Annotated in this window: 16 protein-coding genes; 4 read left to right on the plus strand and 12 right to left on the minus strand. The window is 64.9% G+C overall.

Annotated features, from left to right (window positions below):
* Positions 1–16: 16 nt before the first annotated feature.
* Entirely contained in the window at positions 17–880 is an 864-nt protein-coding gene (gene argB, locus SPO_RS02655) for an acetylglutamate kinase (RefSeq protein ID WP_011046285.1), read from the minus strand.
* A gap of 114 nt (positions 881–994) precedes the next feature.
* Here argB and SPO_RS02660 point away from each other — a divergent pair, with 114 nt between their 5' ends.
* On the plus strand, positions 995–1723 hold the full coding sequence (locus tag SPO_RS02660) for an SDR family NAD(P)-dependent oxidoreductase (protein ID WP_044027850.1): 729 nt from the start codon (positions 995–997) through the stop codon (positions 1721–1723).
* A gap of 38 nt (positions 1724–1761) precedes the next feature.
* Here the strand turns inward: SPO_RS02660 and SPO_RS02665 are convergent, their stop codons facing one another.
* From SPO_RS02665 to rpmH, 11 genes are all read right to left on the minus strand, one after another.
* Positions 1762–3159 carry a PepSY-associated TM helix domain-containing protein gene (locus SPO_RS02665; RefSeq protein WP_011046287.1) on the minus strand — a complete coding sequence of 466 codons (1398 nt, stop codon included), beginning with the start codon at positions 3157–3159 and terminating at the stop codon, positions 1762–1764.
* Between the two features lie 65 nt (positions 3160–3224).
* Entirely contained in the window at positions 3225–3593 is a 369-nt protein-coding gene (locus tag SPO_RS02670; protein ID WP_011046288.1) for a hypothetical protein, read from the minus strand.
* Positions 3590–4243 (minus strand): ribosome biogenesis GTP-binding protein YihA/YsxC, encoded by a 654-nt coding sequence (yihA, locus tag SPO_RS02675; protein WP_011046289.1) that lies wholly within the window; start codon positions 4241–4243, stop codon positions 3590–3592. Before yihA ends, SPO_RS02670 begins: the two co-directional genes overlap by 4 nt.
* The gene (locus tag SPO_RS02680) at positions 4240–4977 is read right to left on the minus strand and encodes an MOSC domain-containing protein (protein ID WP_011046290.1); all 738 of its coding nucleotides are present in this window, start codon (positions 4975–4977) and stop codon (positions 4240–4242) included. Before SPO_RS02680 ends, yihA begins: the two co-directional genes overlap by 4 nt.
* Entirely contained in the window at positions 4974–6803 is a 1830-nt protein-coding gene (gene yidC, locus SPO_RS02685; protein ID WP_011046291.1) for a membrane protein insertase YidC, read from the minus strand. The genes SPO_RS02680 and yidC overlap by 4 nt, the downstream gene beginning before the upstream one ends.
* Before the next feature lie 124 nt (positions 6804–6927).
* Positions 6928–8469, minus strand: coding sequence for a putative bifunctional diguanylate cyclase/phosphodiesterase (locus SPO_RS02690; protein ID WP_011046292.1), 1542 nt, complete (start codon positions 8467–8469; stop codon positions 6928–6930).
* Between the two features lie 72 nt (positions 8470–8541).
* Positions 8542–9426 carry a tRNA 2-thiocytidine(32) synthetase TtcA gene (gene ttcA / locus SPO_RS02695; protein WP_011046293.1) on the minus strand — a complete coding sequence of 295 codons (885 nt, stop codon included), beginning with the start codon at positions 9424–9426 and terminating at the stop codon, positions 8542–8544.
* Between the two features lie 44 nt (positions 9427–9470).
* On the minus strand, positions 9471–10400 hold the full coding sequence (locus SPO_RS02700; RefSeq protein WP_011046294.1) for a calcium/sodium antiporter: 930 nt from the start codon (positions 10398–10400) through the stop codon (positions 9471–9473).
* A 128-nt stretch (positions 10401–10528) separates the two neighbouring features.
* Positions 10529–10786, minus strand: coding sequence for a membrane protein insertion efficiency factor YidD (yidD, locus tag SPO_RS02705; protein ID WP_011046295.1), 258 nt, complete (start codon positions 10784–10786; stop codon positions 10529–10531).
* 60 nt (positions 10787–10846) lie between these two features.
* Positions 10847–11272 (minus strand): ribonuclease P protein component, encoded by a 426-nt coding sequence (gene rnpA, locus SPO_RS02710; protein WP_011046296.1) that lies wholly within the window; start codon positions 11270–11272, stop codon positions 10847–10849.
* 24 nt (positions 11273–11296) lie between these two features.
* Complete coding sequence (gene rpmH / locus SPO_RS02715) at positions 11297–11431, minus strand: 50S ribosomal protein L34 (protein WP_008554144.1); 135 nt, start codon at positions 11429–11431, stop codon at positions 11297–11299.
* A gap of 304 nt (positions 11432–11735) precedes the next feature.
* Here rpmH and SPO_RS02720 point away from each other — a divergent pair, with 304 nt between their 5' ends.
* From SPO_RS02720 to SPO_RS02730, 3 genes are read left to right on the plus strand one after another with little or no spacing between them, the layout of a single operon-like run.
* Positions 11736–12470, plus strand: a complete 735-nt coding sequence (locus SPO_RS02720; RefSeq protein ID WP_044027851.1) for a TVP38/TMEM64 family protein — start codon at positions 11736–11738, stop codon at positions 12468–12470.
* The gene (locus tag SPO_RS02725; RefSeq protein WP_011046298.1) at positions 12470–13888 is read left to right on the plus strand and encodes a dihydrolipoyl dehydrogenase family protein; all 1419 of its coding nucleotides are present in this window, start codon (positions 12470–12472) and stop codon (positions 13886–13888) included. Before SPO_RS02720 ends, SPO_RS02725 begins: the two co-directional genes overlap by 1 nt.
* Positions 13889–13901: 13 nt before the next feature.
* Positions 13902–15287, plus strand: coding sequence for a sensor histidine kinase (locus tag SPO_RS02730; protein WP_011046299.1), 1386 nt, complete (start codon positions 13902–13904; stop codon positions 15285–15287).
* Positions 15288–15348: the final 61 nt, after the last annotated feature.

A 15348-nucleotide genomic window follows, 5' to 3' on the forward strand; every position in this document is an offset into this window, starting at 1 on the left:
CGATCTGACGTTTGCGTCAGTCGCGCCGGATCAGCGAGCCTGCCCCGTGTTCGGTGTAAAGCTCAAGCAGCACGGCGTTGTCGACCCGACCATCCAGAATGACAACCGCGCGTACCCCGTTGTCGAGCGCATCCAGCGCGGTTTCCGTCTTGGGGATCATCCCGCCCGCGATGGTGCCATCGGCGATCATCTCGCGGATCTGGCCCGCCTTCAGCTCGGTCAGCACCTCACCCTCGCCATTCTTGACGCCCGACACATCGGTCAGCAGCAACAGCCGGTCGGCCTTGAGCGCGGCGGCAATGGCGCCAGCGGCGGTGTCGCCGTTGACGTTGAAGGTCTCGCCCTCGCGACCCGCCCCCAACGGCGCGATCACCGGGATGATGTCATGGGCAAACAGGTTGCGCAGCAGGTCGGGATTCATCTCGGTCGGGGTGCCGACAAAGCCCAGATCGGGGTTGGTCTGGTCGCAGATCATCAGGTTGGCATCCTTGCCCGACAGGCCCACCGCCTTGCCGCCCTGACGGTTGATCTCTTGCACGATCCGCTTGTTGACCACGCCCGACAGCACCATCTCGACCACCTCGACCGTGGCCACATCGGTGACCCGCTTGCCATTCACGAACTCGGACTGGATATCGAGCTTTTTCAGCATTGCGTTGATCATCGGCCCGCCGCCATGCACGACCACCGGGTTCACGCCGACCTGGCGCAGCAGGACCACGTCGCGGGCAAAGCTCTCCATCGCCTCGTCGCTGCCCATGGCGTGGCCGCCCAGTTTGATGACCACAATCGCGTCATCATAGCGTTGAAGATACGGCAGGGCCGCGTTCAGCGTGGCAGCAGTGGCAATCCAGTCGCGATTCATGTCTCGTGTCTTCATGGCAAGGTCCCTCTGGCGCCTTGTGTTAGGGGTTTTGTACCCCCCTGCCAAGGGGCGTTGCCAAGATGCCGCGCTATGATAGGCTCCGCGAGAAATCAGTCACGAGGCCGGATCATGACGCGCAAGACCCTTGTTTTGACAGGTGCCAGCCGGGGAATCGGCCATGCCACGGTGCGCCGCTTCGTCGCCGAGGGCTGGCGGGTGATCACCTGCTCGCGCGAGCCGGTTCCGCCGGGCTGTCCCTGGAGCAGTGGCGAGAACAACCATGTCCAGATCGACCTGAGCGACCCGCAGGCGACCATCGCCGGGGCCGAGATCATCCGCGCCAAGCTGGACGGGCGGCTGGACGCGCTGGTGAACAATGCCGGCATCTCGCCCAAGGGGTCCGATGGCGAGCGGCTGAGCACGCTCAGCACCGATCTGTCGGACTGGGGCCATGTGTTCCACGTCAATTTCTTTGCCCCGGTGGTGCTGGCCCGCTCGCTCAAGGACGAGCTGGCCGCAGCCAAGGGATCGGTGGTCAACGTGACCTCGATCGCCGGGTCACGGGTGCATCCGTTTGCCGGGGCGGCCTATGCCACGTCAAAGGCGGCGCTGGCGGCGCTGACGCGCGAGATGGCGCATGATTTCGGGCCGCTTGGCGTGCGGGTAAACGCGATTGCCCCGGGCGAGGTCGAAACCTCGATCCTCAGCCCCGGCACCGACAAGATCGTCGAGAAACTGCCGATGCAACGGCTGGGCCAGCCCAGCGAGGTGGCCGCCGCGATCTATTTCCTGTGTTCGCCGGAGAGCTCTTATATCTCGGGCACCGAGATCGAGGTGAACGGCGCGCAGCACGTCTAGCGACCGGACCCCGCGGGGGTCCGGTCTAGAGTCAGTACTCAGGCCAGCGCGCGCCGGAGCGCGGGGATGTTGCTCAGGATCAGCACGTCAAAGGCCAGCGCCGCGATCAATGCCAGCCCCGCCAGCGGGAACATCAGCGACACCAGCACCGCCACCAGGGCGGCGCCCTTCCACATCGGCATGTCGGCGGGTTCGGGCGGTGCGGCCAGCCGCAGCGACCGCGCCGGGCGGCGCTTGACCCACATCACCACGCCCGAGACGCAGAGGAAGATCACCGACAGGCAGAACACGATGTTGAGCGCGAAGTTCCAGCCGCCCATCAGCCCCATGTGAAAGGGGACGCCTACCGCCATCGCCTTGCCCGCCCACGAGTAATCGTCATAGCGCACATCGGCCAGCACCTTGCCGGTGTATTGATCGACATGGATGGTGCGGTCGATGAACGGGTCATCGGAATCGCCGCTCATGCTGTCGCGGTTGATGGTCCAGACCCCGGTTCCGCCCGCCGGATAGGCCAGGCGGAACCGCCCCTCCATCCCCATGGCACGGCCGAGCGCGATGAGGTTCTCGGCGCTGACCGGCTGGCCCTCGGGCAGGCCGGTAACACCGGCCTCGGAGCCTGAGGCGGGCAGCGGTGTCTGTTCCAGCGCCCAAGGCACGTCATTGGTATGGCCGTGGTTCATGCTGGCATGCACATCGTCCGACAGGGGGACATTGTCCCATTTCTCGGCCGGAAAGGTCGACCAGGCCTGCACCAGCTTGCCGCCCCAGATGCCGGCCCAGGACAGGCCCGAAACCAGGAACACCAAGAGCAGGGCCGAGATCCAGAACCCGGTGACCGCATGCAGGCTTTTCCACAGGGCGCGACCGCGTGCGCGCAGGTTGGGCACCAGCGCAGACATCGCATTGTCCCGCGGCCACCAGATATAGAGGCCGGTCAGGATCAACACGATGCCCAGCCCTGCGGCGATCTCGATCAGGCGGTCGCCCAGATCACCGATCAACAGGGTCGAATGGATGTTGTCGGCCAGATCGTACCAGCCCGCGCGGCGGTCCCAGATCGACAGCACCTCGCCGCTATACTGGTCTAGCGCGACGAGGCGCTGGCCTTCGGGGGTCTTGACCCGGAACACGGCGGCCAGATCGGGGGCCTTGGGGCCGATCCACTCGACGATGGTGCCGGGCTGTGCCTGCAGCACCGCGGCGCTTTGCGCGTCAAAGGACAACTCGGTTGATTGCGGCTGCACGGCGATCTTCTCGCCATCGCGGCCATCGAACTGGGTGATGAACATCATCATCAGCCCGGTCACCGCAAGGATCAGCAGAAAGGGGATCACGTAGAGCGCGGCGTAGAAATGCCAGCGCCACGCGGCGAAATAGAATTTCTGTGCCAGCGGGTGCATGGTGCCCCGGGCATTGGTTTGGCTGTCAGCCATTGTCGTTTCTCCATATCAGAAGCGCTCCGCCAAATGGGCGGAGGTGTCAGGGTGTTTCCGTCTGATCAGGAGAGGTGAGGTGGCCCGCGCGCGTCGTAGAGGGGAAAGAACCCGGCGCTGCGATGGGTGAAGTCCAGATTGTCCCAGCGGGTGCGCTGGGCATGGTTCAGTGTCATCAGCAGCGGCGGCTGGGCCAGGATTGCGACCTGGTTCAGCCCGCCGAAATGGCAGCTTGGCCGCGCGTCGCTTTCGTCTTCATGGGCCGGGCTGTCGGGGGCAAGGTCGACCCATTGCCGGGCTTCCCCCTCTTCGGTGCAGATCACCAGCAGGATCCGGTCGTCCTTGCGCATTGGCATCCAGCCCTGCGGGATTGCGCTGGTCAGCACCACCGCAAGCAGGGACAGGACAGCAGAGAAATGCGTCAGGAATGTCATTCCAGATGGGCGATGATGGACCTTAGAGTCGCGATACCATCGCCCTTTTCCGACGAGGTCAATACAATTTCCGGATAGGCGGCGGGGTGTTTGGCCAATGCTGCGCGCACCTGCGCCAGCACCTTGTCGCGCTCGGCGGCCTTGACCTTGTCGGCCTTGGTCAGCACGCATTGAAAGGTCACCGCGCTGGTGTCGAGCAGCTTCATGATCTCGTCATCGACCGCCTTGACCCCATGGCGCGCGTCAATCAGCACAAAGGCGCGGCGCAGGGTCTGACGACCGCTGAGATACTGTTTCAGCAGCTTCTGCCATTTCTCGACCACTTTCAGCGGCGCATTGGCATAGCCGTATCCCGGCAGGTCGACCAGATAGAGCTCGGGCCCCTGGGTGAAGAAGTTGATCTCTTGCGTGCGCCCTGGCGTGTTCGACGCGCGCGCCAGCCCCTTGGTGCCGGTCAGCGCGTTGATCAGACTGGATTTGCCCACGTTCGAGCGGCCGGCGAAGCAGACTTCGACCCGGTCGGCGGGGGGCAGGCCCGACATCGCCACCACGCCCTTGACGAATTCGGACGGGCCCGCGAACAGCTTGCGCCCGGTCTCGGCGGTAAACGCATCCGGCTCTTCGGCAACGGGAAAGGGCAGGGCGGTCATAGCGGGCGTACCTCGTCGCCAAGGCGGATGGTGCCGCCGCGGATCACCTCGGCCCGGACGCTGAAATCACGGTGCCCCCAGTGGTCGAGCGCGCCCAGCGTATCGGCATCGCGCTTCCCGGTTTCGGGATTGGTGGTGGTTGCGGCGCAGCGGTCGGTGCGTTCGCGCACGGCAAACACCACCTCGCCGATCTGCACCTCGCGGTCGAGCCAGTCGAACTCCTCCCACAGGGGCAGGCCGTCGAACCAGATATTGCCGCGCCAGCGCAGCGGCGACAGGGCATGACCGATCCGCTGTTCCACCGCCCGGTGCGAGGCCATGTTGCACAGCGTCACCGAGGGGAAATCGCTATCGGTCATACCGCGCCCGGGCACCCGGATGATCCGCGCCGATTGCGCCCGGTCTTGCGGCATCAGCGGTTTGACCCAGTCGAGGAAGCGGTTCGCCTCGGCATCGGGGGCAAAGTCCAGATCGGGGCGCCTGGGATGGCGCAGGGTGACCCGATCGCCGTTGAGCGTGGCGCTGATCGCCATCAGCTCGGGCACTTTGGACACCCGGCTGAAATGACCGCAATGCACCCATTCGGACCCGTCCGCCTGGGACATCTCATGCGCCACCGCCCAAACGCGATCCCCGGGCATGGTCTGCCCGGGGCTGAGGGTGACGCTGTCCAGCGCCTCGCGGCCATGGCTCTTGATCGGATGCCGCCAGAGCCCGGTGACCGTGCCGGTCATTTCTTGTCCGCCTTGGCTCTGCGGGCAAAGCCGGACTTGATGTTTCCGAACACGTCCGGTTTGTACCCGTGGCTGCGCATGATGATGTACTGCTGGGTAAAGGTGATCGTGTTGTTCGCGATCCAGTAAACCACCAGGCCGCTGGCAAAGCTGCCCAGCATGAACATGAACACCCAGGGCATCCAGGCAAAGATCATCGCCTGGGTCGGGTCGGTGGGCGCCGGATTGAGTTTCTGTTGCAGCCACATCGAGATGCCCAGAAGCAGCGGCAGGATACCGATCAGGATGGTCGCCGTCAGCGAGCCCGCCTCGGGCCCGGCCCAGGGCAGCCAGCCGAAGAAGTTCATGATCGAGGTCGGGTCCGGCATGCTGAGGTCGCGGAACGGGCCGAACCACGGGGCCTGACGCAGTTCGATGGTGACAAAGATCACCTTGTAGAGCGAGAAGAAGATCGGGATTTGCAAGAGGATCGGCAGACAGCCGGCGGCCGGGTTCACCTTTTCCTTCTTGTAAAGTTCCATCATGCCCTGCTGCATCTTCTGGCGGTCGTCGCCGGCGGCCTCTTTCAGGGCCTCCATCTGCGGCTGAAGCTCCTTCATCTTGGCCATCGAGACATAGGATTTCAGCGCCAGCGGGAAGACGATCGCCTTGATGATCAGGGTCAGGCCGATGATCGACCAGCCCATGTTGCCGATCAGCCCGTTGATCTGGTGCAGCAGCCAGAAGATCGGCTTGGTCAGGAAGAAGAACCAGCCCCAGTCGATGCTGTCGAGGAATTTCTGCACGCCGTCCTGCTGATAGGCGCGGATGCTTTCCCATTCCTTGGCGCCGGCGAACAGGCGGGTGGTCACCTCGGCGCTTTCGCCCGGCGCCACGCTCATGGTCGGCAGCACGGTTTCGGCCTGATAAATCTTGCGCCGGGCGTCATATTTTGCCGCCGATTTGAACGCGGTGCCCGATCCGGGGATCAGGGTCGCCATCCAGTAATGGTCGGTGAACCCGATCCAGCCGTCGGACTTGTTCTGGAACACTTCGGCCTGCGCGCCCTCGTTGGGGTCGATGTCGAACTTGCGCACATCCTTGTAGTCGATTTCCGACAGGGTGCCGTCATTCATGGCGACGACGCCCTCGTGCAGGATGAAGAAGTTCTTCAGCCCGGGCAGATCGGCATCCTCGCCGATGCCGTGACGGGCCAGGATGCCATAGGGCGCGGCACCGATCGGGGCGGCGGAGCCGTTCTCGACCGACTGGGTGACGGTGAACATATAGTCCTCGTCCACCGCCAGGGTGCGGCGGAAGGTGACGCCGCTACCATTGGACCAGCTCAGGGTGACGGGGGTGCCCACGCTCAATGTGTCGCCGGACTCCAGCGACCATTCGGTCAGCGGCCCGGGCACGTCGGCCGCGTTCAGCCCGGCACCGGGGGCCCAGCCATAAAGCGCGTAATAGGCCGAGGTGGATCCGGCCGGTGTCAGCATCTCGACAATCTCTGCGTCTTCGTCGAGCGAGACGCGATAGTCTTTCAGCGACAGCTCGTCGATGCGGCCGCCCAGCAGCGAGACGCTGCCCTTCAGGCGCGGCGTGTCGATCTGGACCCGCGGCGCTTCGGCCTGGGTCGGGGCAGCGCTGTCGAGCGCGGGCACTTCGCCGGCGCCACCTTCGGTCGCGGCGGCGGTGGGGGTCTGCACGGCGGTGCCGTTGGTGGTTGCGATCTCGGTCGCGGGCGCCTCGGTCTGTTCCGGCGGCGGGAACAGGATGAACCAGACCAGGATCACCAGAAAGCTGAGCGCTGTTGCGAGGATGAGATTCTTGTTCTGATCGTCCATCGGGGACAGCCACCTTGTGCAGTGAAAGACCACGCAGGGTTCAACAGAGTGATGGCACAAAGGTCAAGCGGAATCGGCCCTCGGTCGTGTGCTAAACGCCGTTGCAAGGGCGGTTCGACCGGGTTCAGCCGGTTTCGCGGCCGATCCTCGGGGCATCCTGCAATTTGGCATCGTGGTGGGCGATCCAGTCCAGGGTCTGATCAAAGGGCATCGGCTTGCCGATCCCGAAGCCCTGTACATGGTCACAGCCGAGCTGCGCCAGAAGCGCGTGTTCTCCGACCGTTTCCACCCCTTCGGCCAGGGTTTCCAGTTCCAGCCGCTCGGCCATGGTCAGGATGGCGGCGATCATGCGCTGCTGCTCCGGGTCGCGGTCGGCCTTCATCACAAAGGACCGGTCGATCTTGATGCGCGAGATGTCGAAGCGGCGGATCGACGCGATCGAGGCATGGCCGGTGCCGAAATCGTCCAGATCGATGCGGCAGCCCAGTTTGCCCAATCCGGCGATGTTGCGGGTGATCACGTCATCGGGCGTGTTCGAGAACACGGTTTCCAGAATCTCCACCGACAGCCGGTCCGGTGTCAGGTCGAAGCGGTCAAGCTCCCACTGGACCCGTTCGACCAGGCCCGGATTGCGCAATTCGTCCGAGGCGAAGTTGACACCGACCCGGGGGACATCGACCCCGGCGCTGTCCCAGGCCTTGACCGCCGTCAGGGCGTGATAAAGCATCACCTGCCCCAGCCGTTCCATCAGGCCGGCCTCTTCGATCACCGGCAGAAATAAATTGGGTGCCAGCAGACCACGGGTCGGGTGGTTCCAGCGCGCCAGCGCCTCGAACCCGGTGACCTTGCCGGTATCGGTCGAGATCTGGGGCTGGTACCAGGGCTGGATCTGGCCATTCTCCAGCGCCGCCTGAATCTCGTCACGCAGATCCGGTGCGCCGCTTGGCCGGCGCTCCATATCCGGCGCATAGGCGCGGATCGCAGAGGGGCCAGCACCCTGCGCCGCTGCCAGCGCCACATTGGCGGCGTCAAGCCAGTCCGACGCGCTGCTGCCGGGGGCGCGGCGGTTCTGGCAGAAACCGATCGAGCAGGACACGTAAATGGCCACCCCATCGAGCGAGATCGGATCCTCGACCGCGCTCTGCATACGGCCTGCCAACTGAATGCACAGCTCCAGATCGAGCTGGGGCACGGGGGCAAGACAAACCGCAAAGCGCCGGTCGCCCAGCCGCGCGACCACGTCATTGTTGCGCACTGCCGACAGAATCCGCTCGCCGCTGCGCAATGCGACCAGATCTCCGGCCTCTTGTCCGTGATGATCCACCAGGTCGGCATAATCGTCGAGTTCGATGATGAAACAGGCCGACTTGCGATCTGTCTCGGCCGCCATCGCATGGATATGGGTAAGCGCCCCCTCGAACCCGTCCTTGAGCATCAGCCCGGTCACGCTGTCGCGCGGCAACTGGTGGTTCACCGGCCATTTGCCAAAGGCCCCGGCAAAGGCAAACATCAGCGGCAGGCCCAGCGAGATCAGCAGCAAGGCGATCTCTCCGCCCAGCCAGAAGGCCCCAAGCGTGACAGCCGGCAAAAAGGCCAGAATTGGCGGGCCCGTCAGCACCGGCACGACAGCGTTTCGAATTCGGGTCAGGGACGGTTTTATCCGCATCGGGTCTACTGGCCTTTCGCAGGGCGCAACGCGCGCCTTGTTGGACCGTAGGAAACCAGTCTGAGTCAGACGTTAACGCAGCAGCGGAATTTCCCCAAAATTTTCACCTTTTTCACGGGACCCCAACTCAAGCCCCTGAAAATCGAAGAGTTTCGGGTCAAGCAGGTGCGATGGTCGCGCATTCATAAGCGCCCGAAACATCACCTGACGGCGGCCCGGGCGATTCTTCTCCCAGCCGTCGAGGATCTGTTTGACCTGCTGGCGCTGCAGCCCGTCCTGGCTGCCGCACAGGTCGCAGGGGATGATCGGATAGTTCATCGCGCGTGCAAATTTCTCGCAATCGGCCTCGGCCACATGGGCGAGCGGGCGAAAGACGAACAGATCTCCCTCTTCGTTGACCAGCTTGGGCGGCATGGTCGCCAGACGGCCGCCGTGAAACAGGTTCATGAAGAAGGTTTCCAGGATATCGTCGCGGTGATGGCCCAGCACCACAGCCGAACACCCCTCTTCCCGCGCGATACGGTAGAGATTTCCGCGCCTGAGCCGCGAGCAGAGCGCGCAATAGGTGCGCCCCTGGGGCACCTTGTCGACGACCACCGAATAGGTGTCCTGATACTCGATCCGGTTGGGCACGCCCATCCGGTCGAGGAATTCGGGCAGGACTGTCGAGGGAAACCCGGGCTGGCCCTGATCGAGGTTGCAGGCCAGCAGGTCGACCGGCAGCAGGCCACGCCATTTCAGCTCGTACAGAACGGCCAACAGAGTATAGCTGTCCTTGCCGCCGGACAGACAGACCAGCCATTTGGGTGTGCTGCCATCGGCGCGGCGTTCGACCATGCCATATTGTTCGATCGCCTCGCGCGTGTAGCGCACGATGCGTTTGCGCAGCTTCTTGAACTCGGTCGTCGCGGGGGCGCCGGCAAAAAGCGGATGGATGTCTTCGTTCTCGTCCAGCATGGGCGCGCCTTACAGTGTTTGTGCCAGTCGGGCAAGCGTCGCGCTCAGCCCTGCGCGGCCCAGACATAGGCGGCATAGGCCAGCAGCAACAGCACCCCTGCGCCGCGGCTGACGCCCGCGCGCCACAAGAGCAGCACGCTGAAGGTGACCGCGGCGGCCAGGGCGACCGGCAGGTCGAACAGGGCAAAGCGCGACGCCACAGGAATCGGCGCAATCACGGCGGTGGCCCCCAGGATGCCGAGAACGTTGAAGATGTTCGAACCTACGATATTGCCCACCGCGATCTCGGACTGGCGGCGATATGCGGCGATGACCGAGGTCGCCAGTTCGGGCAGCGAGGTGCCGACGGCAACGATGGTCAGACCGATGAAGGCATCCGACACACCCAGCCCCTGCGCGACCGAGACCGCGCCATCGACCAGCAGCCGCGCGCCGATCATCAGGCCCAGCAGGCCCGCGCCAATGAGAGCAGGGGCAACAAAGGGGCGGGCGGGCACGTCGGGGAGGTCGGTTTCCGTATCCTCGGCGCAAGGGCCGCCGGCTTGTCGATAGGACCAGACCAGATAGGCGACAAGGGACAGCAGCAGCACAAGGCCCACGACCCGGATCACCTGGCCGCCCAGCAGTATCGGCGTCAATGCGAGGGTCGCCAATATCATTACCGTCAGATCACGCCACAGCCCGACCGGTTTGCCGCGAATGGGCCAGATCAGGCTGGTGATGCCTCCGATCAGCAGGATGTTGGCGATGTTCGATCCCAGGATATTGCCCAGGGCGATATCAGGTACACCCCGCAGCGCTGCATCGACCGAAACCAGCAATTCAGGCGTGGAGGTGCCAAAGCCGACCACGGTCAGCCCGATCAGCAGCGGCGGCAGGCCCAGGCGCTGGGCCAGCCCGACGCTGCCACGCACCAATGCCTCGCCCCCTAGAAACAGACCGATCAGCCCGGCGGCGATAGAGAGGTATTCCAATTTCAGATATCCCGGAGAAGCGGTGCTCGCCCGCGTCTGATACCTGTGCGCGGGACCGGGGCGCTGCAAGATGGGGCAGAAAATATTGCGCCGCGCGCTGGCGAATCGGCGGAAAGGCGCGCGCCCCGCTACCCTGCCGGGCTGTGGGGCGGTTTGCGGTCTTTGGGCTCGGGGACCGGATCATAGCCGTCGCTACCCAGCGGGTGACAGCGCCCGATCCGGCGCGCGGCCAGCCAGCTGCCGCGCAGGGCACCGTGTTTCTCCAGCGCCTCCAGCGCATAGGCGGAACAGGTGGGCTGATAGCGGCAGTTGAAGCCGACCCAGGGCGAAAAGATCAGCCGATAGGCGCGCACGGGCAGGGCTAGAATGTGGGCGAGCGGGGTCATGGCGCCAATCTAGGGGGCGGCACCGTCACTGCCAAGCGCGGTGCGACGAATTGCAGTGGATCAGGGTTTGGGCGCGTGCAGCTTGCGCAGCGCCCGGCGCAGGTCGTCGAGCAACCCGTCGAAGGGGCGCGACGCGGTGTCACTAGGGCGCCCGATCAGCACATAGTCCCAGCCGGGGCGGCCCATGTCGGGCAGGACCAGCCGTGCGGCCTCGCGCAGGCGGCGCTTGGCGCGGTTGCGCGCCACGGCGTTGCCGACCTTCTTGGAGCAGGTGAACCCGACACGGATACCCTCGGCCTCGCCCGCGTCACGCTTGCGCGCCTGCACCATCATCGAGCCCGCGCCCTGGCGACGCGCACGAGCGGCCTTCAGGAAATCGCTGCGCTTGCGCAGGACCGATATTCCGGATGATGCGCAAACGGACACCGCCGGAGGCATTTCCCCGGGGCTGGCGGTGCCATCCGTGGGGGCCTCCGGCGGTGTCATATCCGTCAGAACGGGTCGCAGCGCTTAGGCGCTGAGTTCCTTGCGGCCACGCGCGCGGCGTGCGTTCAGGATCTTGCGGCCGGCCTTGGTGGCCATGCGCGCACGAAAGCCGTGGCGGCGTTTGCGAACCAGGTTCGAAGGCTGATAGGTGCGTTTCATCGCTCCGTACTCCAATTTCTTGCGGTCGGGCGCGGCGCGGATTCGCCACCCGTGTGTCTGTCGAAGCCCGTCCTCTAATGCCAGTGGCCGGGCAAGTCAAACCCTCTGAGAGGGGTTTTGCGGGCTTTTGCAACAAATTCACCCCGTCCGCCAGAGGAAAGGTTTCAGTTTCCGGCTGCGGCGGCCGGTTTTCTCACGTTTTTGTCCCTTTGCGTTCAACCGGGCGTGAATACCCTGTTGTTTGGCGGCTTGGGTCTGCATCTTGGGGCAAATGAAACCAGACCCAGAAACAAAGCCGGATCCGATGCGCCAAACCGCCCAACCCGCGCCGCAGCGCCTGCTGCGCCATCTGCCGCTGATCGTGATCGTGCTGATCGCGGTGATCGGGGCCATCACCCTGCGCGACTATCTCAGCTTTGACACGCTGGCGGCGAATCGCCAGGCGCTGCTGGCCTATCGCGAGGCGCATTACGCTGCGCTGGCCGCGATCTTTGTCGCGACCTATGTGCTGATCGTGGCCTTTTCCCTGCCCGGTGCTGCGGTCGCCTCGATGACCGGCGGATTCCTGTTCGGTCTGGCGGTCGGCACCGTGCTGAACGTGGTCGCCGCCACAATCGGGGCGGTGGCGATCTTTCTGGCCGCCCGCGCCGGGCTGGGGGCGATGCTGACCGCGCGGCTCGAGGCCTCCGAGGGCACGGTCAAACGGCTCAAGGAGGGGTTGCGGCGCAACGAGATCGAGGTGCTGTTCCTGCTGCGGCTGGTGCCTGCGGTGCCGTTCTTTGCCGCCAACCTGATCCCAGCGCTGGTGGGGGTAAAGCTGCGCAACTATGTGCTGACCACGGCGCTGGGCATCGTGCCCGGGGCGATCGTGTTCACCTGGATCGGGGTGGGGCTGGGCGGCGTATTCGACCGAGGTGAAAGCCCCGATCTGTCGCTGTTCCGGGAACCCTTCGTGATCGGGCCGATTCTGGGTCTGTGCCTGCTGGCGGCGCTGCCCATCGCGATCAAGGCCCTGCGCGGCAAGCCGGAGGGCGAATGATGGAGCGGATCGAAACCGACCTGCTGGTGATTGGCGCCGGTTCCGGCGGGTTGTCGGTGGCTGCGGGTGCCAGCCAGATGGGCGCGCGGGTGGTGCTGCTTGAAGGGCATGAAATGGGGGGCGATTGCCTGAATTATGGCTGCGTCCCGTCCAAGGCGCTGATCGCCAGCGCCAAGGCGGCGCATGCCCGTATGACGGATGCCGGTCTTGGCGTGGCCGGGCAGGAACCGCAGGTGGATTTTGCCGCCGTGAAGGATCACGTCGCCGCGGTGATTGCACAGATCGCACCGGTCGACAGTCAGGACCGGTTCGAGGGGCTGGGCGTGCGGGTGATCCGCGAATACGGGCAGTTCGTTTCGCGAACCGAGGTGCAGGCTGGCGCGCATCTGATCGCTGCCCGGCGCATCGTCATCGCCACCGGCTCGACCCCCTTGATCCCGCCGATACCAGGGCTGGACAGCGTGCCCTATCTGACCAACGAGATCCTGTTTGATTTGCGCCAACGCCCCGACCATCTGCTGATCATTGGCGGCGGCCCCATCGGGCTGGAAATGGCGCAGGCGCATGTGCGGCTGGGCTGCAAGGTCACCGTGATCGAGGCCGCCCGCGCCCTGAACCGCGAGGATCCCGAGGCCGCCGCGCTGGTGCTGACCCGTCTGCGCGCCGAAGGGGTCGAGATCGCCGAGGACACCGCCGCCGCTCAGATACGCGGCCGGGCCGGCGCCATCGAGGTGGTGAGCGCCGAGGGCCGAATCTTTGCCGGCAGCCATCTGCTGGTTGCGGTCGGGCGCAAGGCCAGTACCGACCGGCTGAACCTTGATGCGGCGGGGGTCGAGACCACCCGGACAGGCATCCGGGTCGATGCGTCGCTGCGCACCAGCAACCGCCGCGTCTATGCCATCGGCGATGTGGCGGGTGGCCTTCAGTTCACCCATGTGGCGGGATATCAGGCCGGGGTGATCCTGCGCTCGGCCCTGTTCGGCCTGCCCTCGAAGGCGCGGACCGACCATATCCCGCGCGCCACCTATACCGACCCGGAACTGGCCCAGATCGGCCTGACCGAGGCGGAGGCCCGCGACAGACACGGCGACAGGGTCGAGGTGGCCCGGTTCGACTATCTCCACAACGACCGCGCCATAGCTGAAGGCCGCACCGAGGGGTTCATCAAGGTGATGGTGGTCCGGGGCCGCCCGGTGGGGGTCACAATCGTCGGCCATCAGGCCGGGGAACATGCAAACTTGTGGTCGCTGGCGCTGGCCAATAACCTGAAGATGAGTCAGGTTGCCGCGATGGTGTCGCCATATCCAACCATCGGCGAGATCAGCAAGCGTGCGGCGGGGGCCTATTTCTCGCCGCGCCTGTTTGAAAATCAGTCAGTGAAACGGGTCGTCGGGCTGGTGCAGCGCTGGCTTCCCTGACGGAAAGGACATCATGCTGAACTCGCTTTCGGGCCGGTTTCTGATCCTGACGGTCGCCTTCGTGATGTTGGCCGAAGTGCTGATCTTTGTGCCTTCGATCGCGCGGTTCCGGCAGGATTTCCTGCAAAACCGGCTGGAACGGGCGCAGATCGCCTCGTTGGCGCTGCTGGCGGATGACATGCTGGCCACCGATCTCGAGACCGAGCTGCTGGAAAACGCCGGTGTCTATAACGTGGTGTTGCGCCGCGACGAGGTGCGGCAGCTGATGCTCAGCTCTCCGATTCCCGGCCAGATCGGGCAGAGCTATGATTTGCGCCAGGCCTCGCCCTGGATCCTGATGCGCGATGCGCTCTTGCGCTTCTTCATGTCCGAGAACGAGGTCATCCGGGTGATCGGAGAACCGGTAAAGGAGGCCGGATTGCTGATCGAGGTCACGATGGACAGCCAACCGCTCAGGATGGCGATGATCGACTATGGCGCGCGTATCCTGCTGTTGTCGCTGGTGATCTCGATCATCACCGCCTTTTTCCTGTTCCTTGCGGTGCGGGCGATCCTGGTGCGGCCGATCCGGGGCGTGGTCGACTATATGCAACGCTATGCCCGTGCGCCCGAGGATGTGCGGGGCATCATCACCCCCAATTCCGGCGTGACCGAACTGCGCGAGGCCGAGGAAGCCCTGCAGATGCTGCAACGCCAGCTGACCCAGGCACTGCGCCAGCGCGAGCGGCTGGCACAGCTGGGCGGCGCGGTGGCCAAGGTCAGCCATGATCTGCGTAATATCCTGACTTCGGCTCAGCTGTTCACCGACCGGATCGAGACAAGCGAGGACCCGCTGGTGCGCCGGATGGCGCCGAAACTGGTCAACTCGATCACGCGGGCGGTGTCGCTGTGCGAGAGCACGCTGGCCTTTGGCCGGGCCGAGGAACCCTCGCCGATGCTGACCATGGTCCGCCTGCATATGGTGGCCGAGGATGTGGTCGCCAGCGAGCGGCTGGCGCTGGGCGAGGGCGCGATCGAGATCGTCAACGAGGTGCCCGAGACGCTGAGCGCGCGGGCCGATCCCGAACAGCTGTTCCGGGTTGTTATGAACCTGGTGCGCAATGCACGTCAGGCGCTGGAGGCCACCGGGCAGGCCGGTCTGGTCGCGGTTTCGGGCCACGAGACCGAGGCGGATTGGGTGATCGAGGTGCGCGATACCGGCCCGGGACTGCCCCTCAAGGCGCGCGAGAACCTGTTCACCCCGTTCCAGGGCGGTGTGCGTAAGGGCGGCTCGGGCCTGGGCCTGGCGATTTCCGCCGAACTGGTGCGTGGCCATGGCGGTGCGCTGGTTCTGAAAGACAGCGGCCCGAGCGGAACCGCCTTTGAAATAAGGCTCCCGAAAGGCGGCGAAACTTTTTGAGAGAATTTCGCAGAATCGGGTTGCGCCCTCCCAGCCTAAAGTCTAGATAGCCCCTCACCAA

Source organism: Ruegeria pomeroyi DSS-3 (assembly GCF_000011965.2).
GTDB lineage: Bacteria > Pseudomonadota > Alphaproteobacteria > Rhodobacterales > Rhodobacteraceae > Ruegeria_B > Ruegeria_B pomeroyi.